This window comes from Marinomonas sp. 15G6-16 (assembly GCF_055809555.1).
The window spans coordinates 834,606-855,595 of sequence record NZ_CM147916.1 but is presented as its reverse complement, the minus strand read 5'-3'; the positions used below and the strand labels follow the sequence as shown (position 1 = coordinate 855,595).

Genomic DNA, 20,990 nt, shown 5'->3' with positions numbered 1-20,990 from the left:
ATCTTGTTTGTTGGAACAGGAGATGTCGTCACTGTCTCTTTAAATAGTGGTACTATCTCCGCCGTTTTCAATGTCAGTGTAGTGTCTATCGATGAAAAAAGAATATGTTTCTATTGGTCTTACAAACCCGAAAGGGGTTGAGAATGTGGGGTCAGTAATGAGAGCGGCGGGTTGTTATCAAGTGGATCAGGTTCTGTATTCTGGCCAGCGCTATGATCGTGCGGCAAAAATGACGACAGATACCAAAAACGCCAGTTCTACTATTCCTTTAGTCAATATAGAAACTCTGAGTGCTGAGACTCTAATCGATGCTGTTGAGCCTGACACTCAAATAATATGTGTCGATTTAATACAAGGTGCGACTCCGTTACCAAGCTTTCAGCACCCAGAAAAGGCGTTATATATTTTTGGGCCAGAAGACGGCACGATCTCCCAAAAGATTGTCGATCGAGCCGATCATGTGGTGTTTGTGCCAACGGTTGGTTGTATGAATCTGGCCGCTTCGGTGAATGTGCTGCTGTATGACCGTTTGGCAAAATCCGCCAGAGCAGACGCGGGAGATGACTTGATTAAGCAGAGTAAAGACGTAAATAACAATGTAAAAGTGCGTTCTTAATAAAGCTTTTTCTTTGTTTTATCGATTAGTTTTCAAATAGTTAACTCTATGTTGACTGAGATAAAAAGAGATCAATGAAAGAATATCTTCTTCGTTTTTTTAAACAGAAAAAGGAAGATGTTCTCATGAAAACGCTCAAGTTACTGACGCTCACTGGTTTGACTCTAACGATTCCGACTCTTTATGCAGAAGAACCACCAAAAAAGCTAGAGCCATTCAAAGCCGAATTAGAGTTAGGGATTATCGCTACGTCAGGTAATACAGAAAGTACCTCTTTAAAGGGGAAGGCGACGCTTCATCAAGACTTTCGGGCTTGGAAAAATAAATACTTGATCGATACACTCTATAAAAAAAGTGAATACGATGGTGAAACGAAAACCACGGCGCAGAAGCTATTTTTATCTGCTCAAAGCGATTACAAATTAAGCGATGAGGATACTTCTATCTTCGTTTATGGATCTCACACAGACGATCGTTTAAGCGGTTATGAGTACCAAAATACGGTTGCTGTTGGTTATTCTGCAAGGCTTTTCTCTAACCAATATTCCTTCTTAGATTACAGTGTGGGTCCGGGTTATTCTTTTAACAAGACGGATGAAGGTGAGAAAGGAGAATCTGCGATTGTTCACCTTGAAGCAGAATATCTATTTAATATCAGTTCGACAGCCAAGTTTACACAGACGTTTAGTACAGAAATGGCGTTAGAGTCTGATGAGAATACTCAGACGAAATCAGAAACAGCGATTAGCACAAAAATTCGTCGAGATTTAAGCATGAAAGCGGCTTACAGCATTACTCACAACAGTGAAGTGCTGAGCACAAAAGAGAATACAGATACAGTGACGAGCGTGTCATTGGCTTATACCTTTTAATTGAAATAGTTGAGATTTTGGATATGCGCTATCAAGGAATAAAAGTGACTTTAGTCACCGGATTTTTAGGAGCAGGCAAAACGACTTTGATCCGTCAGCTACTGGAAAAAGCCCCTGCAAACGAAAAGTGGGCCGTTCTGGTAAATGAGTTTGGTGATATTGGGTTAGATAGCGCGTTTTATTCAGAATCGGGTGTTGCCATTAAAGAAGTTCCAGGTGGTTGCGTTTGTTGCACCACTTCGGCGGCTTTCCAGCAAGGCTTGAATCAACTCATTCGACAATACAATCCGGATCGAATTCTCATTGAGCCTTCAGGTCTTGGTCATCCAAAACAAATTGTCCAAAAGTTACGCAGCGATTTGTACCAAGATGTTTTATTGCTTACCGGTGTTTTCTGCGTTTTAGACGCTCGTAATTTACAAGATGAGCGTTATACCCAACACGAGATTTTTAATGATCAAATTGAGTCAGCGAATGGCATCGTTTTGAGTCACTCTGACAAATACAAAGACGCTGACATAAGCTTTTTAAACCATTACTTCGGTGATGAATCTAAAGCACAACCTGAGCTCTTTATGTCTAATCCTATGAAGCTGGATCTTGCAGATTTAGATGTCGGGCTAAAAGATGTATTGGTTGAGGATAAAGTGTCTGAGCATTCTCATACCCACTCGCACTCGCACTCGCACTCGCACTCACACGAGCATGAGCATTCACATAAGCATAAGCATGAGCATCATGCCGCTTCCGAAGATTGTTTGCTGAATTCCCCTTGGCATTATCAAAAGCATCAGGATGCAATGCAGGTATTGGGTTGGCGTTGGCCGATCGAACAGCACTTTAATGAAGAGGCTTTACAGTCTACGATTGAAGGCATGTCGACATTGGAAGGGGTTTATCGAATCAAAGGTGTTTTTTCAATTGACTCAACAGAAGCATTATTAGTGAATGTTTCCCGTGGGGAAGTGAGTTTTACGAAAACGCTATGGCAGGAAACAAGCCGAATGGAAGTGATTGGAAGCCTAGAAAGTAATTGGCCTGTTAAGGTGAATATTCAGGGGTTAGAGAAGCATTAAAGAGGCAGCATGAAAAAGATTGTTAAGTCAGTTTTAGATTTTTTGGAATTAAGCCCAGATTCACCATCTGCTCAATGGAAGAGTTTTGTTGTCACGGCTCATGACTATTTGTCTAAACGACAAAAGTCCTTGGTTTCTACCTATAAAATTGGAGAGTACAAGCGTTTCGACTGGGATCAAGAAAATAGCACCTTAGTATTTTCTGATGATGACGGCCCTGTTGTGATGGCTAAAGTTCAGTTTGTTGGTTCTTTATCGACGAAAAGCAAAATGTGGATTTGGTCTTGGGCCAATGGCACTATTCTGGACAATGCAAAAAGCCAAATACACAAGGTTAAAGAGCACGGTGAAACAAACAACTTCAAACTTTTGAAGAAAGACACATGGCACGGCAGTGAGTCTGATGGTTGGGATATGACGTCTGTCAGTTGCTATTTGTTAAAAGGAAAAGGGGCTTATAGAACCTCTGCAGAAACAGGCTTTATCTATATGGTGATTACGGATATCAACTGGGTTAAAGATCTAAAACAGAAGAAAAAGTAAAGTTTCGCCCCTTTTTATTCTTCGTTTGTTTTGTTGTCTTAAAGTCTCGAGATGCTTTTGAGATAGGTTTATGACATTCAGAAGCAACCGCCTTGATTTATTTTGTCATTAACTTTGGCATCTTTTGTTATTGAGAGAATGACGCTGATAGAGGAACCTTTCTACTATAGAAAGAGTTCTTCTTTGGGCTCATAAAACAATAACAAAAAGAGGTCTTAGGCTATGCCTGAATATAAAGCGCCATTACGAGATATAAAATTTGTTACCGAAGAAGTGCTTAAATTTAATGAGCACTATTCGAAGTTGCCAGGTGCAGAAGATGCCACACCGGATATGGTATCTGCCATTCTTGAAGAAGGCGCTAAATTTGCTGAGCGCGTTCTTTCTCCTCTAAACCGTGTTGGTGATCAACAGGGTTGTCAATTCAAAGACGGCGTTGTGACAACGCCAGACGGATTCAAAGAAGCTTATCAACAATACGTTGAAGGTGGCTGGCCGTCGTTATCTCATCCTGAAAGTGTTGGTGGACAAGGCTTACCAGATTCCCTTGGGATGATGGTGACAGAGATGATTGCGACTTCTAATTGGTCGTGGGGCATGTATCCAGGCTTGAGCCATGGTGCGATGAATACTATTGAAATTCATGGTACGGATGAGCAAAAAGACACCTATTTAACCAAACTTGTTTCTGGCGAATGGACAGGCACCATGTGTTTGACTGAGCCTCATTGCGGTACAGACTTGGGTATGTTGAAAACCAAAGCTGAGCCTCAAGAAGACGGCAGTTATGCCATTACAGGCACGAAAATCTTTATTTCGGCTGGTGAGCATGACATGGCTGAAAACATTGTTCATATCGTGCTGGCGCGACTTCCTGATGCACCTGCTGGAACAAAAGGGATTTCACTCTTTATTGTGCCAAAATTCAGCGTAGATGCGTCAGGTGAAAAAGCCGACCGCAACCAAGTGTCATGCGGCTCGATTGAGCACAAGATGGGGATTCATGGTAATGCCACTTGTGTGATGAACTTTGATGGCGCCAAAGGCTTTTTGATTGGACCTCCAAATCGCGGCTTAAACTGTATGTTCACCTTTATGAACACGGCACGTATTGGTACAGCCTTGCAAGGTCTTGCTCATGCAGAGTGGGCTTTGCAAAATTCAGTTGCCTATGCCAAAGATCGTCTCCAAATGCGCTCTTTGTCTGGCCCGAAAGCACCAGAAAAAGCAGCTGATCCTATTATTGTTCACCCAGATGTTCGTCGTATGTTGCTGACACAGAAAGCCTTTGCTGAAGGTGGTCGAGCACTTATTCATTACTGTTCAATGCTGGTGGATACCACGAAGCGCGGTACAGAAGACGAAAAAGCTGAAGCGGATGAATTGATGTCTTTATTGACGCCAATTGCAAAAGCCTTCTTAACAGAAACTGGTTTTGAATCTGCTAACCAAGGCCTACAAGTGTTTGGTGGTCATGGTTTTATTGCAGAATGGGGTATGGAACAAAACGTACGAGATTGTCGTATTTCCATGTTGTACGAAGGCACAACAGGAATTCAAGCTTTGGATTTATTGGGCCGTAAAGTCCTAATGACACAAGGCGCGACGCTACGTCGTTTCACCAAAATTATCCATAAATTCTGTAAGGAACATAAAGGCGATAAGCGCTTCAAATCTTATATTACTGCGTTAGATAAGTTAAACGGCGAGTGGGGTGATTTGACCATGAAAGTCGGCATGAAAGCCATGCGTAATAAAGACGAAGTGGGCGCGGCGTCCGTTGATTATCTTATGTTCTCAGGTTATGTCGTATTAGCTTACTTCTGGGCCCGTATGGCTGTGGTTGCCAAAACAAAACTAGAAGAAGGCACAGATGAAGTCGGCTTTTATACTGCGAAATTGCAAACAGCCACTTTCTATTATGAGCGCCTGTTGCCTCGTACGAAAGCGCATGCCGAAGCTATGTTGTCAGGCGTTGACAATCTATTAGCGATGGATGAAGAAAACTTTCTATTTCTGAATGCTTAATGTTTTAACTGTTTATAAAAAATAATTCTAAAAAGATTGAAGAGGTAACTATTATGAGCGAAGCAAAATCAGTATTTGAATCTATGCTTGGTCGTTTTGATGCGGATGAAGCAGATGATATGGAAGCGGTGTTCCAATTTGACTTAGACGACGCTGACAGCTATCACTTAAGTATCAGTGATGGGAAATGTGAGATGGGTGAAGGGGAGCATGACGATCCAACTGTAACATTAAGTATGGACTTAGATACATTAAAAGACGTAATGAGTGGAGAATTAGATGGCATGGCCGCTTTCATGCAAGGTAAAATTCGCGCAGACGGAGACATCATGTTAGCGACAAAACTGACGCAAATTTTCCCTTTATAGGTTCGTGAATAAAATTTGATCAAGTGCTTTACGATAAGCTCAGCAAAGATACATTTGGCTGAGCTTTTGCACTTGTTTTGCTCTCCTCAATAAAAACAACAAATGGAGCTTTATATGAATGTGGATACTTCACCTCATAATGGTTTAGACGCTAGACCAGAGCCCGGCAGCTATTTGCCTGATTCGTTAAATCCACGTAGTTACCGTTCTTTGACAGATATTTTTGCGGTAGCAACGGACAGGTTCGCTGATCTTCCTGCTTTTACCAGTGTGGGAAGAACACTGACGTATCGTGAATTAAATGAAAAATCCAATCAGTTTGCCGCTTATCTTCAGCACGAAACAGATCTGGTTCCTGGTGATCGAATCGCCATTCAATTACCGAATGTTATTCAATACCCTGTTGTGCTTTTCGGCGCGATGAAAGCAGGGCTTATTGTCGTTAATACAAACCCTTTATACACACCAAAAGAGCTAGAGCATCAGTTTAATGATGCGAACGTGAAGGCTCTGGTTGTGTTCGCTAATATGGCCAGCAATGTTGAAAAGATCATTGCTAAGACTTCAATCAAGCACGTTATTGTTACCGAAATTGCAGACTTTCATGCGCCAGTCAAACGTCTTTTAATCAACTCAGTTGTTAAGTATGTGAAGAAAATGGTGCCTGCTTATAACCTTCCGAGTGCTGTCAGTTTGAACAGTGTACTGGCGAAAGGTGCTGGTAAAAAAGTGTCTGTTTATGAAGCAACACCTGAAAGCATTGCTGTATTGCAATACACAGGTGGTACAACGGGTGTAGCAAAAGGCGCGATGCTTACTCACGCCAACTTGATTGCCAATATGAATCAATTAAGTTCCCGTTTGCGCAGCATAATAGATGCAGGCAGTGAAACCTATATTGCGCCGTTACCGCTTTATCATATCTATGCTTTTTTGATTCACGGCTTAACTCTTTTAGAGCAGGGCGGCCACAGTGTTCTGATTCCTAATCCAAGAGATTTGCCTGGTTTTGTTAAAGAGCTTAAAAATTGGGATTTCACTGGTTTTGTGGGGCTAAACACCTTGTTTGTTGGCCTTTGTAATAATCCAGAGTTTCGTGAGTTAGATTTCTCACACCTTAAGCTAACTTGTTCAGGCGGTATGCCACTGACGCATTTTGCTGCTGATGAATGGAAAAAAGTGACAGGCTGCCAAGTGGTTGAAGGTTACGGTTTAACCGAAACATCGCCTGTTGTGGCATTTAACCCAATCGGTAAAGAACAGATTGGTACGATCGGTGTGCCTGTTGATGAAACCGAAATAAAGATACAAGGTCGCGATGGTCAAACCTTGCCACAAGGGGAATCTGGCATGTTGTGCGTGCGCGGTCCTCAAGTGATGAAAGGTTACTGGAAACAAGAATCGGCGACTCGTGATGTGATGACGGAAGACGGGTTCTTAATCACGGGTGACATTGCGGTACAGCACGAGGATGGTTATTTACAAATCGTCGATCGCTCTAAAGATATGATTATTGTCTCTGGCTTTAATGTGTACCCAACAGAAGTGGAAGATTGTGTGTCGTCGCATCCTGATGTGCTGGAATCTGCTGCGATTGGTGTTCCTGATGATAAAGCTGGTGAAGCGGTAAAAGTGTTTGTGGTGTTAAAAGGAGACGTAGAAACCTTAGATGTTCAAACTTTGCGTGCGTATTGCAAAGAGAATTTAGCCGCCTATAAAGTGCCTAAATATGTTGAAGTGAGAACAGATTTACCGAAAACCAATGTAGGTAAAGTTCTACGTCGAGCCTTAAGGGAAGAAGAAAAGGCTAAGTAAGGAATAAGGTGAACGAGTAAGCCATTGCTTTGGGAAAGCCTATTGCAATGGCTGAATCACCATTACATGAGAGATAACCTAGTTATTTTCACAGGAGGCAAGGATGAGTCAGTTTATTACTGAAAATATTGAGTCTGGTATTCAGATTCTATGTTTTGACAGAGTAGAAAAACGGAACGCCATTACGTTAGATATGTACCAAACCTTGGCTGATCTGTTGCATGGTGCAGAAAGAAATCCTGATATTAAAGCAACTTTAATAAGAGGTGCTGGTGGCCATTTTTCTGCGGGTAATGATATTAATGAGTTTGTCGAAATTGCCCAGAAGCCAGAGAAGATGGAAGCGACTATGACTTTTTTACAGGCGATAGCAACCTATAAAAAACCGCTTATTGCTGCGGTCGAAGGTCGAGCCGTTGGTGTTGGTGCCACCATGCTGCTGCACTGCGATTTAGTACTATCTTCCCGTGAAGCGCGTTTTCAATTTCCTTTTGTCCAGTTGGGCTTAGTGCCTGAAGCCGCATCGAGTTACTTTTTGCCAAAATTCGTTGGTCATCAAAAGGCCTTTGAATTGTTGGTTTTAGGAGAAACGTTTGATGCTCAAGAAGCCTACGAAATGTCACTGATTAATCACCTTTGTGAAGAAGGTGAAGCTTATAAGCTAGCCTTGTTGTACGCGGAAAAAGTAGCGGCTTTGCCTCCAGAGGCGGTGGCTCTCAGCAAGGATTTATTGAAGTTCCATGATCAAGATAATGTGCAGATGACGCTAATGCGTGAAGGTCGAATATTTAAAGACCGTTTACGCTCGCCAGAAGCTCATCAAGCTTTTGCTGGTTTCTTATCTCGCAATAAATAATCTATTTAAAGTGATACAAAACAGAACGGTTCCATTTAAATAATGGAGCCGTTTTTTGTTTGTACTGATGAAAGGTTGAATATTTTTGTCAGTTAACTGGCGCTTTTTTGTTATTGATGAAAATCATTCCCAAACTACTATAGATAGTATGAAAATAATAAAAAACGAGGGGCTTATGAAAATCCTAGTATCCGTAAAACGAGTCATTGACTACAACGTTAAGGTTCGTGTCAAAGCCGACCATACAGCGGTCGATCTTACTAACGTAAAAATGTCCATGAACCCTTTTTGTGAAATCGCAGTAGAAGAAGCTATCCGTCTAAAAGAAAAAGGCGTGGCATCGGAAGTAGTTGTGGTTTCTGTTGGTTCTAAAACATGCCATGAAACATTACGAACAGCATTGGCTTTAGGAGCTGATCGTGCCATTCAAGTGGATGCAGAAGACGGTTTAGACTCTCTTTCTGTCGCCAAACTCCTAGCAAAAGTAGCTCAAGAAGAATCGGCTGATTTGATCATTATGGGCAAACAAGCGATTGATTCTGACAATAATCAAACCGGTCAAATGGTGGCTGCCTTGTTGGATTACCCACAAGCTACTTTTGCTTCCGAAGTTGTTATTGAAAATGGTGAAGCGCAAGTGACCCGTGAAATCGATGGTGGACTACAAACCTTGTCGATCACTCTTCCTGCGGTTGTCACAACCGATTTACGCTTAAACGAGCCACGTTTTGCGTCTCTACCAAACATTATGAAAGCCAAGAAAAAGCCATTGGATGTGAAAACGCCTGCGGATCTTGGTGTCGAAATTGGTTCTAACGTCAGCATAGTTTCTGTTACGCCTCCGCCACAGCGAGCTGGTGGTATCAAAGTGGGCTCGGTTGCTGAGTTAGTAGACAAACTAAAAAATGAAGCGAAGGTGGTGTCATGAGCGTATTAATTATTGCAGAACATGATAATAAGTCTTTGAAGCCAGCGACATTAAATGCCGTAACGGCTGCAACACAAATTGATTCAGAAGTGCATTTGTTGGTAGCAGGGTTTGAATGTCAAACCGTTGTAGAACAAGCTGCGCAGGTGTCAGGTGTCACGAAAGTTATGGTGGCTGATAATGCCGTCTATGAACACCAATTGGCAGAAAACGTTTCTAAATTAGTGGTCGAAATTGCCAGTGGTTATGGTCACATTTTGGCGCCTGCAACCACAACAGGTAAGAATACCTTACCACGCGTGGCTGCTTTGTTGGATGTTGCTCAATTGTCTGACGTCATCAAAGTGGAATCACCAGATACTTTTGTTCGCCCTATTTATGCGGGCAATGCTATTGCGACAGTGAAAAGCACGGACACAGTGAAAGTCATGACGGTTCGCGCAACAGGATTTGATGCTGCGTCGGCGCAAGGTGGCAATGCAGAGCGTGAAGTGCTTTCTCAAGTGATTGCTTCTGACCGTAGTCGATTTGTGAAAGAGCAGCTGGCTGAATCAGATCGACCTGAATTAACCGCTGCGGGCGTGATTATTTCTGGTGGTCGCGGTATGGGGAATGGCGATAACTTCAAATTATTAGAAGGTGTGGCAGATAAACTGGGTGCCGCGATTGGTGCTTCCCGTGCAGCCGTTGACGCAGGCTTTGTACCTAATGATTTACAGGTTGGTCAGACGGGTAAAACGGTTGCTCCTGATCTGTATATCGCAGTCGGTATTTCCGGTGCGATTCAGCATTTGGCTGGCATGAAAGATTCTAAAATCATTGTTGCTATTAACAAAGATGAAGAAGCTCCGATTTTCCAAGTGGCGGATTATGGTTTGGTAGCGGATTTATTCGAAGCCGTTCCAGAACTAGAAAACAGCCTTTAGGCTTTAGGCTTTAGGCCGCTTTGTATAGATAACAGAATTTTCAAATACCAGACAATGGCGGAAAACATGACCGTCATTGTCATAATAAAAATAATTGGAGACCAGCATGATATTCGAAGGACAAGCAGTCAAGGTTGCAGTCGATGATGCAGGTGTGGCAACCGTCACTCTGGATTTGGTTGGCGAATCGGTTAATAAATTTAATAGCCTGACACTGAAAGAACTGGCCGAAGCCGTTGATGCGCTTAAACATACGGCAGACATTCAAGGTGTGATTTTTGCGAGTGCCAAAGACGTTTTTGTTGTTGGTGCTGACATTACGGAATTTACTACTTGGTTTAAGCTGGATGATGAAGAGCTTGCCGATAAGCTCCGAGACGCACACGCTATTTTCAACACGATTTCTGATTTGCCTTACCCAACAGTTGCCGCTATTAACGGCATCGCATTAGGTGGCGGTATGGAATTGTGCCTAGCCTGTGATTATCGAGTCATGGCAGATTCAGCGAAAATTGGCTTACCTGAAACTCAGCTTGGTATTTATCCAGGTTGGGGCGGAAGTGTACGTTTACCTCGTTTGATCGGCCCTGATAATGCCTGTGAGTGGATTTGTGGCGGTGCTCAAAAGCGCAGCGAAGATGCATTTAAAGATGGTGCCGTCGATGCGGTTGTTCCGGCAGCGAAAGTCAACGATTCGGCTCGTCATCTTATTCAACAGGTGCTTGATGGCAAGCTAGATTATCATGCTCGCCGTGAAGAGTTGCGTGCGCCAATGGTGTTTTCTCCAATCGAAAAAATGATGATATTTGAATCGGTTCGCGGTGTGGTTGGTGCAAAAGCGGGTAAACATTATCCTGCGCCAATGCTAGCGATTAAAACGATCGAGAAAGGCATCAGCCAAGATATGGAAAAAGCCCTTGATACCGAAATCAAAGGCTTTATTAAATTGGCCAAAGGGCCTGTTGCCAAGTCTTTGGTGAATCTATTCCTAAGTGATCAGCAGATTAAGAAAACCGCGAGCAAATATGCGAAAAACGCAACGCCAGTAAAACAAGCGGCCGTATTAGGTGCGGGTATCATGGGCGGCGGTGTGGCTTATCAATCGGCCTCTAAAGGCACGCCAATCATCATGAAAGACATTCGACCAGAAGCCTTAGAGCTTGGTTTGAGTGAAGCGAACAAGCTCTTTAATGGGCAAGTTGAACGCGGTCGTTTAACCGCAGATAAAGCCTTTAAAGCAATGAATGGCATTGTTCCGGCACTAAGCTACGGCGAGTTTGAACATGTTGATCTTGTCGTTGAAGCCGTTGTTGAGAACGTCAAAATCAAAAAGTCTGTACTTGCCGAAGTAGAAAGCAAAATCGCAGATGATGCCATTTTGACATCGAATACCTCGACTATTTCCATTACCGAATTGGCAAAAGACCTAAAACGCCCAGAAAATTTCTGTGGTATGCATTTCTTTAATCCAGTACATCGTATGCCTTTGGTTGAAGTTATCCGAGGCGAAAAATCCAGCGATGCAGCGATTGCAAAAACCGTTGCTTATGCTCAAGCCATGGGGAAAACGCCTGTTGTGGTGAATGATTGTCCTGGCTTCTTGGTTAACCGTGTGTTGTTCCCTTACTTCGCTGGTTTCTCTTTGATGATGCAGGAAGGGGCGGACTTCCAAGTGGTTGATAAAACCATGGAGAAATTCGGTTGGCCAATGGGCCCTGCTTACTTGTTGGATGTAGTTGGTGTTGATACTGCATTCCATGCAGACCAAGTTATGGCGGAAGGTTTCCCTGATCGAATGAAACATGAAGGCAAAAACGCCGTAGATCGTCTGTTTGAGCTAGAGCGTTTTGGTCAGAAAAATGGCAAAGGTTTTTATACCTATGAGCCAGATCGTAAAGGCAAGCCGAAGAAAATCTTCAATGATGAAATTAACGATCTACTTGCTCCTGTTGTTTCGTCTCAATCTGAGTTAACAGAAGAAGACATTATTGCTCGTATGATGATTCCACTTTGTATCGAAACGGTTCGTTGTGTGGAAGAAAACATCGTGGCATCAGCAGCGGAAGCAGACATGGGATTGATCTATGGTATTGGTTTCCCTCCATACCTTGGTGGTGCTTTGCATTACTTAGACCAAATGGGACTGCAGGCGTTTTGTGACCTTGCAGACAAATACAGCCACTTAGGTAAGTTGTATGAGCCAACCGCGAAAATGCGAGATATGGCGAAAAACAACCAAACTTATTACGGCGCTTAATTTCCCATAGGCTAGAGGAGAATGACCATGAAATTGAATCCAAATGATGTCGTGATTATCGACGCAATTCGCTCACCGATGGGTAAAACGAAAAACGGTGTGTTTCGTAATGTTCGTGCCGAAAACTTATCGGCTGGCTTGGTAAAAGCCTTGTTTAAGCGTAACCCAAATGTAGACCCAAAAGACGTAGAAGACTTGATCTGGGGCTGTGTTAACCAAACTCTAGAGCAAGGTTTTAATATGGCCCGTGCGGTGTCCTTGTTAGGTGGCTTGCCTCTTACTTGTGGAGCCCAAACGGTGAACCGTTTATGTGGTTCGTCTATGTCTGCGATTCACACGGCAGCTCAGGCGATTATGACAGGCCAAGGCGATGTCTTTGTTGTGGGCGGTGTTGAGCACATGGGACACGTCGGCATGATGCACGGCGTTGATGTGAACCCAGCTTTGTCTAAGCACATGGCAAAAGCGTCCATGATGATGGGCGTAACGGCTGAGATGCTCGGTAAAATGCACGGTGTAAGCCGTGAAGCACAAGATGAGTTTGCGGTACGTTCCCACCGTCTTGCCCATGAAGCTACACTTCAAGGCCGTTTCAATAATGAAATAGTCGCTCTTGAAGGTCATGACGCTGAAGGTAATAAGATTCTGGTAGAAGTGGATGAAGTTATTCGTCCGGAAACCTCTATGGAATCTCTTGCTGGTTTGAAACCTGTCTTTATGCCAAAAGTTGGAACCGTGACAGCGGGTACATCGTCTGCTTTGTCCGATGGCGCGTCTGCTATGTTGATGATGTCAGCACAAAAAGCGCAAGATCTTGGTTTAACGCCGATTGCGAAAGTTCGCAGCATGGGCGTGGCGGGTTGTGATCCAGCGATTATGGGTTATGGACCTGTTCCTGCAACGAAGAAAGCCCTAAAGCGTGCAGGCTTAACCATTGATGACATGGATATTGTGGAGTTGAACGAAGCTTTTGCTGCGCAATCTATTCCAGTATTGAAAGACTTAAAGTTGCTTGATTTGGTGGATCAGAAGGTAAACTTAAACGGTGGTGCGATAGCTCTTGGCCATCCGTTAGGTTGTTCTGGTACGCGTATTTCAACGACGCTGTTGAACGTGATGCAAAGCAAAGACGCGACCTTAGGTTTAGCCACCATGTGTATCGGTATGGGGCAAGGTATCGCAACGGTATTTGAACGGGTTTAATCGCTAGAAACCCTTAGTTAAGCAAAGCCTCGTACCTTATTGGTACGGGGCTTTTTTGTTTGGCGGCAAGTAGTTTAAGGTGGAATTTCCTCTTGTCTTGGTGGATTATTATCGCATCTAAGAAAAATAATGAGGGAGATATAAGATGAAAGTGGCGATTCTAGATGACTATCAAAATGCGGTAAAAGACTTGTCGTGCTTTGAGCTTTTAAAAGATCACGATGTGCATGTTTTCAATGAAACCTTTTTGACCGTGGATGATTTGGTTGATCATCTTGTCGATTTTGATGTGCTTGTTTTGATTCGTGAACGTACAGTGATCACCGCAGAATTATTATCTCGCTTACCGAATTTAAAGCTAATTAGCCAAACAGGAAAGGTCAGCAATCATATTGATGCCAAGCTTTGTAAAGAATACGGCGTGGCGGTTGCTGAAGGTGTTGGTTCGCCTGTTGCGCCATCTGAACTTTGCTGGGGGCTGATTATGTCAGCCAGCAGACATATTCCTTCTTATGTTTCTCATTTCACACAAGATCAATGGCAGCAATCCGGCCCATTAGGTTTGGGTCGAGTATTGCACGGCTCTGTATTGGGCATTTGGGGATACGGAAAAATTGGTCAACGTATTGCTCAATACGCCAAGGCTTTTGGGATGAAAGTGATGATTTGGGGAAGAGAAGCGTCCAGACAGTTAGCACAGGAACACGGCTTTTTAGTTGCTGCATCTAAAGCCGAGTTTTTCCAATCCGCCGATGTCATTTCCTTGCATTTAAGACTCAATGACGTCACAAAAGCCTGTGTTACAGAAGGCGATTTAGAGCAAATGAAAGAGGGTGCTTTGTTTGTTAATACCAGCCGTGCTGAGTTAGTGGAAAGTGGCGCCTTGTACCGAGTGATGTCTGCGAATCCATCGAAACAGGCTGCTGTTGATGTATTTGAAACAGAGCCTGCCAATACGCAAAATGAACCTTTATTGTCGTTGCCAAATGTACTTTGTACGCCACATATTGGTTACGTTGAGAAAGCTAGTTATGAACTTTACTTCAATATCGCCTTTGAGAATGTTGTCTCTTTCGCTAAAGGTGAGCCTCAAAACCTTGTATTCGATCTTTAAAGGAATGAGCTGAATGTCGTTTAATTCAACATCTGTTGCTCATGATCAAATTCACTTGTCTGTTTTATCTTCGCCTCTTGATGTTAAAACAGGGAAAACAGCTTCTTCTGTTTTCAACGATGTGGTGTATTCCTTAGAAGACTATAACGGCCTGTTTATTACAGACAGAATAGATGCATTGAACTTTCGTCATCGTATGAGTCAGCCTGGTTATTTCAGCTCGTGGCATGTGGCGGGCGATCCGACTTTGATCATTGTGCGTTCGGGCGTATTGCGAATCGCATTGCGTAATGACGAATATCGAGATTTTGCCGCCGGGGACATGTTTATTGCTCAAGACTATTTGCAAGACAATGAAACCTTTGATGATGACATTCATGGTCACACCGCAGAATTAATAGGTGACGAGCCCCTACTTGCGGTGCACATTAAACTCTCCGCAAGAGAGAGCTAAATCTCTGTAATCCAAGGCTTGCTAATGACCTGAGCAGGCTGGCGTTGCATGATGATTTCTCCGTGGCGTACTGACAATAAAACCTCGCCTTGTTTGCGCAGTACGCTGTAATCGTCAAAGCCTTCTAATAAAATGAAGTTGGCTGGGTTTCCAATTTTGATTCCGTAATTTTCTAAGCATAGAGTTTTTGCGCTGTTGTTTGTGATCATATCAAGGGCTGTTTCGTAGTCTTTGTAACCCATCATTTGGCAGATGTGCATGGCGAAGTCTAAGGTGCGCAGCAGTTTGCCATTGCCCAATGAATACCAAGGGTCAAAGATGGAATCTTGCCCTAGACACACATTGATGTTCGCGCCACGTAGCTCTTTGACCCGTGTTACACCACGGCGTTTTGGGTAGGTGTCAAATCGGCCTTGAAGATGGATGCTTTCTGTCGGGCAGGAAATGAAGTTGATCCCTGAGTTTTTCAATAAGCGAAAGAGTTTCGAGCAGTAGGCGTTGTCGTAAGAATGCATGGCCGTTGTGTGGCTAGCGGTGACTTTGTGACCCATTTCATGAAACAAAGCTTCGCAAGCAAGAAATTCTAAAAAGCGTGAATTCGGATCGTCGATTTCATCACAATGAACATCGATTAATCGATCGTACTTTTTGGCTAGTTCGATAATCTTCTTGACGGATTGTTCGCCTAGTTCTCGCGTGTATTCAAAATGAGGAATGCCACCGACCACATCCGCGCCTATTTCTAGCGCTTCTTCCATCAGTTTTAAACCATTTGGATAAGACAGCATGCCGTCTTGAGGGAAGGCAACGACTTGTAAGTCGATCTTGTCTTTCAGTTCATCTCGTAGGGCGCATAAGGTGCGAACGCCCACCAAGGTTGGGTCGGTTGTGTCTGCATGGGTACGAATGGCTTGTACACCGTTTTGTATTAACAATTCAATGGTAGAAAGGGCGCGCTGTCGAATGTCGTCTTCGTTCAACATGGGCTTGCGCTGGCTCCAGCGCTCGATCCCTTCAAAGAGCGTACCGCTGTGGTTCCATTCTGGCTCGCCAGCGGTTAACGCTGCATCAAGATGAATGTGAGGTTCGACAAAAGGGGCGCAAACAAGGTTGCCTTGTGCGTCTATTATTTCTGCGACTCGCTCTGAACCAGAAGGGAGGGACGTATCTTGTTTCTCTATTTTGCTAAAGCAGCCGTTCTCAATATGTAAGGTAAACAGCTCTGGTTGCTGGCGTAAACGGGCGTTAATAATCTTCATAGGAAACCTCAATTTTAGTGGCTTATTGGTCGGCCTGTCTTTTGTCATTCATGGATGAACGGCCTACTTTTGATTCGGTCATAGGAGCCAAGTAAAACGCAAATTACATATATAGCCATTGTGAAAGAAAATGTATATGTCTGTCTCATTAATGACTTGATAGATAGTTAGTCTATATTTAATGGTGGCTTAGACAACCAAGGTCAAAAGGAGTGTGTTGACCTGACTATCGTAATGTTAGTTTTTATTTATTAGTTAGATGAGTTGTTTAAGGTTATAACTATGTACAGTCAAATGAAACAAATTACTAAAGCAAGCAGGAGAGTCCCTTATGTCTAATGAAGGCAAGTGTCCATTTAATCATGGTGCTACTGCACCAGCACCTCAGTCAGCCGCTCGCGGTACATCAAATAAAGATTGGTGGCCGAATCAGTTGGATTTGAGCATTTTACATCAGCATTCTGACAAATCGAATCCAATGGGTGGAGACTTTGATTATGCAGAAGAATTCAAAACTCTAGACCTTGAAGCCTTGCGCAAAGATCTTTATGACTTGATGACTGATTCACAAGACTGGTGGCCAGCAGATTACGGTCACTATGGTCCTTTCATGATTCGTATGGCTTGGCACAGTGCAGGTACTTACCGTACAGCAGATGGTCGCGGTGGTGCGACAGCGGGTACACAACGTTTTGCGCCTCTAAACAGCTGGCCAGATAACGTCAACCTAGACAAAGCACGTCGTTTGCTTTGGCCTATTAAACAGAAGTACGGCCGTAAAATCTCTTGGGCAGATTTGATGATTCTTGCGGGTAACTGTGCATTAGAATCTATGGGCTTCGAAACCTTTGGTTTTGCTGGTGGTCGTGCCGATGTTTGGGAACCAGAAAACGATATTTACTGGGGTTCAGAAGGCGTTTGGTTAGAAGAAAGTGGCGGTAAGAACAGCCGTTACTCTGGCGAACGTGACCTAGAAAATCCTCTTGCCGCTGTACAAATGGGCTTGATCTACGTTAACCCAGAAGGTCCAGACGGTAAGCCAGATACACTAGCTTCTGCTCGTGACATCCGTGACACATTTGGCCGTATGGCGATGAATGATGAGGAAACCGTTGCTTTGATCGCAGGTGGTCACACATTCGGTAAAGCTCACGGTGCAGGTGATGCAGCTCAAGTGGGCGACGACCCTGAAGCGGCTGGTATTACAGAGCAAGGCTTTGGTTGGAGTAACTCTCAAGGTACCGGTAACGGTGCGGACACTATTAGTAGTGGTCTTGAAGGTGCTTGGACTAAGAACCCAATCAAATGGGACAACGGTTTCTTTGACAACCTATTTGATTACGATTGGGAATTGACTAAGAGCCCAGCTGGCGCTTGGCAGTGGACTCCAAAAGGTACAGCTGGTTCAAACAGTGTTCCTGATGCTCATGATGCAACGAAACGTCACGCTCCAATGATGTTTACATCGGATTTGGCATTACGTGATGATCCAATTTACGGGCCAATCTCTAAGCGTTTCCATGAGAACCCAGATCAGTTGGCCGATGCGTTTGCGCGTGCTTGGTTCAAATTGACGCACCGTGATATGGGACCAGTTTCTTGCTACCTTGGGCCTCTAGTACCAAAAGAAGAGCTTGTATGGCAAGACCCAGTGCCTGCTGTTACTCATGAGTTAGTTGATGAAGCAGATGTTGCCGATCTTAAAGCGAAAATTTTGGCTTCTGGTTTGTCTGTATCAGACTTGGTATCAACCGCTTGGGCATCTGCTTCTACGTTCCGTGGTTCAGACAAGCGTGGTGGTGCAAATGGTGCTCGTATCCGTCTTGCTCCACAAAAAGATTGGGAAGTGAATCAGCCAGAGAAATTGGCTACGGTATTGAAAACACTTGAAGCGGTTCAAGCTGACTTCAACCGAGACAACTCTGCTAAACAGATTTCTCTTGCTGACCTAATTGTCCTAGCGGGTTCTGTTGGTGTTGAAAAAGCGGCGAAAGCAGCAGGTAAAGAAATTACTGTGCCTTTCACTCCAGGTCGTACAGATGCTTCTCAAGAGCAAACAGATGTTGAGTCATTTTCTGTACTTGAGCCAATTGCAGATGGCTTCCGTAATTACCAAAAAGGTAAGTACACAATATCAACAGAAGAGATCTTGTTAGATAAGGCGCAGTTGTTAACTTTGTCTGCCCCTGAAATGACAGTGTTGGTTGGTGGCTTACGTGTATTAGGTGCGAATACAGAGCAATCTGCTCACGGTGTTTTCACACAAACACCTGAGACATTAACAAATGATTTCTTTGTTAACTTACTTGATATGGCGACCAAATGGACGGCTGTATCTGAAGAAGAGGAAGAGTTTGAAGGCCGTGACCGTAAAACAGGTGAAGTGAAGTGGACAGCCACTCGCGCAGACTTGGTTTTCGGTTCAAACTCACAGCTTCGCGCTATTGCTGAAGTGTATGCTTGTAATGACTCACAAGATCGTTTTGTGGAAGAGTTTGTTGCAGCATGGACGAAAGTAATGGAGTTGGATCGTTTCGATCTAGCTTAATCTCCTAGAGTTGCCAACAACTCTAAAGCCCCGCACCCGAAAGGTTGTGGGGCTTTTTATTGTTTAAACTTAAATCTTAGAGTAAAAATGTCTAAATGCATGCACGTTAACAAAGTATTATATTTTAAGGTCGAACCAAATGTTCTCTATAGATGATCTGCATCACGATTATTTACTTATATCAAAAATGAAAATGCCGGTAAAAAGAAAAGTAAGGTTACTCACCGAATTATTTGGTCAATATGATGATGGATGGCGAGTTATTGGTATAACAAAATTAGCACTTCAAAAATTTATTGAATGTGACTTTGAGAGAACTTCAAGAATGGGAATACAACGTGCTCACATTACTGATAGAGTAAGCACGTATACCTACATGTTTGAAAATGTATTTTATGATGCTGATTCTTGGTGGGAATATCACCTCAAACATGATGAAACTATACTATCTACCTCATCCGAAAATATGTCTTCAATATCTACAGATATAATCTATTTTGATAATAATGACTCATATTTTAAAGGTTCCGGTTTCTCATGGGGATATAGGAAAAAAGAGAAAGCTTTTCTTAAAGAGATCGCTGATATATATAAAATATAACAAGTTGCTCAAGCGGGATAAATAACAGTTGGTTGCGCTCGTCCCCCGCACATTATAGCCAACCATTATTTTCCCCTTAGCAAGGCGTTATAGGCCATTTAATCATCCTATTCTATAAGGAAGTAAAATGATCTCTTCCAAATGTGTACTCTGTGACGTAGAAATTACAGAAGTAAATGACACAAAAGAACACCTTATTCCCAATTCAATTGGTGGAAGAAAGAAGGTTAAAGGGTTTATTTGTGAAAGCTGTAACAATGCGTCAGGAGATGATTGGGAATCGGAGTTAGCGAAGCAACTCAACCCCTTGAGTCTATTCTTTGGGATTAGTCGTGAGCGTGGGGAAGCACCATCTCAACTGTTTGAAACTACAGGCGGAGATAAGTTAAAGCTTAATGTAGATGGGAGCATGAATATAGAGAAGCCTCTGTATAGTGAGAGCCCATTAGAGTCTGGATCGGGTGTAAAAATTCAAATTAGAGCCCGCTCTATGTCTGAAGCAAAGCGAATGCTTCAAGGCGTGAAAAGAAAATACCCTCAAGTTGACCTCAATGAATTATTGGGTAATGCAAAATCAGAAGCATCTTATTGCCAAGATATGTTGAATTTTAACTTTTCCTTTGGTGGCCATAAAGCAGGTCGCTCAATCGTGAAGTCAGCATTAGCATTGGCCGTTTCTTCAGGCATTTCAGCAGAGAAATGTTCTGAAGCCACAAACTACTTAAGGAATGACGAAGCAGAAGCTTGTTTTGGATATTTCTATGAGACAGATTTAATAACAAATCGCCCTGAAGGCATTCCTCTTCACTGTGTCTCAATTAAAGGGTGTAGAAAAACCAAGCAAGTAATTGGTTATGTAGAGTATTTTGGTGTCCAACGAGTTGTTCTTTGCTTAGCTGGATCTTATGAAGGTGAAGATATATCAGATACTTACGCTATCAACCCAGTTACGGGTGAAGAGTTGGATCTTATAGTAGATTTAAATCTCTCAAACTCTGAGATACGCGAGGCGTATGATTATAATAAGATTCCGAAGGGCTCTGTCGAGACTGCATTTCATGAAGTGATTCCTGCTGGCATGAAAGCTTCGTTTGAGAAAGAAAAAACTCGCGTTCTAAATGAAGCTGTAAAGCATGCATTTGAAAATTGTGGTGCGAAAGAAGGTGAAATGTTGATGCCAGAACACGTAAACAAGTTAACCGGTCTTATGATGGAAAAGCTAGAACCGTTCATCCTTCATCAGCTTGCACAGTCACGGAAGCAAAAATAGCTTATAACAAGTTGCTTCACACGGTTAAATTACTCGCTACGCTCCAAATTTGCCACAGAGCGCGGCGTTCGCATCAAAAAAAGCATGAGAAACGTACTAATTAGAGCACTTTTATTTGCTACGAATGTAGCCGCAGGTACAAGCTAATATTGTGACAGCGCAAGTTCATTGGTAAGTATGGAGCAGATACTAGTTTCTATCTTTTCAACGTAATGGAGTTAGCTGGCTTCGATCTAGCTTAATCTCCTAGAGTTGC

General features: G+C 43.1%; 18 protein-coding genes. 17 read left to right on the top strand and 1 reads right to left on the bottom strand.

Annotated elements, in window-relative coordinates:
* The first annotated feature begins 91 nt into the window (after window positions 1–91).
* From AC0L46_RS04100 to AC0L46_RS04035, 14 genes are all read left to right on the top strand, one after another.
* Entirely contained in the window at window positions 92–616 is a 525-nt protein-coding gene (locus tag AC0L46_RS04100; RefSeq protein WP_473505980.1) for an RNA methyltransferase, read from the top strand.
* Between the two features lie 125 nt (window positions 617–741).
* Window positions 742–1,488 carry a DUF481 domain-containing protein gene (locus AC0L46_RS04095; RefSeq protein WP_473505978.1) on the top strand — a complete coding sequence of 249 codons (747 nt, stop codon included), beginning with the start codon at window positions 742–744 and terminating at the stop codon, window positions 1,486–1,488.
* 44 nt (window positions 1,489–1,532) lie between these two features.
* Entirely contained in the window at window positions 1,533–2,564 is a 1,032-nt protein-coding gene (locus AC0L46_RS04090; protein WP_473505976.1) for a CobW family GTP-binding protein, read from the top strand.
* A gap of 9 nt (window positions 2,565–2,573) precedes the next feature.
* On the top strand, window positions 2,574–3,107 hold the full coding sequence (locus AC0L46_RS04085; protein ID WP_414680254.1) for a DUF6882 domain-containing protein: 534 nt from the start codon (window positions 2,574–2,576) through the stop codon (window positions 3,105–3,107).
* 222 nt (window positions 3,108–3,329) lie between these two features.
* Complete coding sequence (locus AC0L46_RS04080; protein ID WP_473505974.1) at window positions 3,330–5,135, top strand: acyl-CoA dehydrogenase C-terminal domain-containing protein; 1,806 nt, start codon at window positions 3,330–3,332, stop codon at window positions 5,133–5,135.
* Between the two features lie 53 nt (window positions 5,136–5,188).
* Window positions 5,189–5,503, top strand: coding sequence for an SCP2 sterol-binding domain-containing protein (locus AC0L46_RS04075; protein WP_473505972.1), 315 nt, complete (start codon window positions 5,189–5,191; stop codon window positions 5,501–5,503).
* A 114-nt stretch (window positions 5,504–5,617) separates the two neighbouring features.
* A complete protein-coding gene (locus AC0L46_RS04070; RefSeq protein ID WP_473505970.1) occupies window positions 5,618–7,318 on the top strand; it encodes an AMP-binding protein in 1,701 nt (566 codons plus the stop codon).
* Between the two features lie 103 nt (window positions 7,319–7,421).
* Window positions 7,422–8,174: an enoyl-CoA hydratase-related protein gene (locus AC0L46_RS04065; RefSeq protein WP_473505968.1), complete on the top strand. Its 753-nt coding sequence runs from the start codon at window positions 7,422–7,424 to the stop codon at window positions 8,172–8,174.
* 175 nt (window positions 8,175–8,349) lie between these two features.
* Window positions 8,350–9,102: an electron transfer flavoprotein subunit beta/FixA family protein gene (locus AC0L46_RS04060; RefSeq protein ID WP_473505966.1), complete on the top strand. Its 753-nt coding sequence runs from the start codon at window positions 8,350–8,352 to the stop codon at window positions 9,100–9,102.
* Window positions 9,099–10,028, top strand: coding sequence for an electron transfer flavoprotein subunit alpha/FixB family protein (locus tag AC0L46_RS04055; RefSeq protein WP_473505964.1), 930 nt, complete (start codon window positions 9,099–9,101; stop codon window positions 10,026–10,028). The genes AC0L46_RS04060 and AC0L46_RS04055 overlap by 4 nt, the downstream gene beginning before the upstream one ends.
* Window positions 10,029–10,134: 106 nt before the next feature.
* A complete protein-coding gene (gene fadB, locus AC0L46_RS04050) occupies window positions 10,135–12,285 on the top strand; it encodes a fatty acid oxidation complex subunit alpha FadB (RefSeq protein WP_473505962.1) in 2,151 nt (716 codons plus the stop codon).
* Window positions 12,286–12,312: 27 nt separating this feature from the next.
* Window positions 12,313–13,488, top strand: a complete 1,176-nt coding sequence (fadA, locus tag AC0L46_RS04045) for an acetyl-CoA C-acyltransferase FadA (protein ID WP_473505960.1) — start codon at window positions 12,313–12,315, stop codon at window positions 13,486–13,488.
* Window positions 13,489–13,633: 145 nt separating this feature from the next.
* The gene (locus AC0L46_RS04040; protein ID WP_473505958.1) at window positions 13,634–14,602 is read left to right on the top strand and encodes a D-2-hydroxyacid dehydrogenase family protein; all 969 of its coding nucleotides are present in this window, start codon (window positions 13,634–13,636) and stop codon (window positions 14,600–14,602) included.
* A gap of 13 nt (window positions 14,603–14,615) precedes the next feature.
* Window positions 14,616–15,056, top strand: a complete 441-nt coding sequence (locus tag AC0L46_RS04035) for a cupin domain-containing protein (protein ID WP_473505956.1) — start codon at window positions 14,616–14,618, stop codon at window positions 15,054–15,056.
* On the opposite strand, the gene codA is transcribed toward AC0L46_RS04035, so the two are convergent.
* Window positions 15,053–16,315 (bottom strand): cytosine deaminase, encoded by a 1,263-nt coding sequence (codA, locus tag AC0L46_RS04030; RefSeq protein WP_473505954.1) that lies wholly within the window; start codon window positions 16,313–16,315, stop codon window positions 15,053–15,055. The genes AC0L46_RS04035 and codA overlap by 4 nt on opposite strands.
* Before the next feature lie 331 nt (window positions 16,316–16,646).
* Here codA and katG point away from each other — a divergent pair, with 331 nt between their 5' ends.
* The 3 genes from katG to AC0L46_RS04015 all read left to right on the top strand — a co-directional run bounded on the left by katG (window position 16,647) and on the right by AC0L46_RS04015 (window position 20,734).
* Complete coding sequence (katG, locus tag AC0L46_RS04025; protein WP_473505952.1) at window positions 16,647–18,863, top strand: catalase/peroxidase HPI; 2,217 nt, start codon at window positions 16,647–16,649, stop codon at window positions 18,861–18,863.
* 139 nt (window positions 18,864–19,002) lie between these two features.
* A complete protein-coding gene (locus tag AC0L46_RS04020) occupies window positions 19,003–19,464 on the top strand; it encodes a hypothetical protein (RefSeq protein WP_473505950.1) in 462 nt (153 codons plus the stop codon).
* Between the two features lie 127 nt (window positions 19,465–19,591).
* Window positions 19,592–20,734 carry an HNH endonuclease gene (locus tag AC0L46_RS04015; RefSeq protein WP_473505948.1) on the top strand — a complete coding sequence of 381 codons (1,143 nt, stop codon included), beginning with the start codon at window positions 19,592–19,594 and terminating at the stop codon, window positions 20,732–20,734.
* Window positions 20,735–20,990 lie beyond the last annotated feature (256 nt).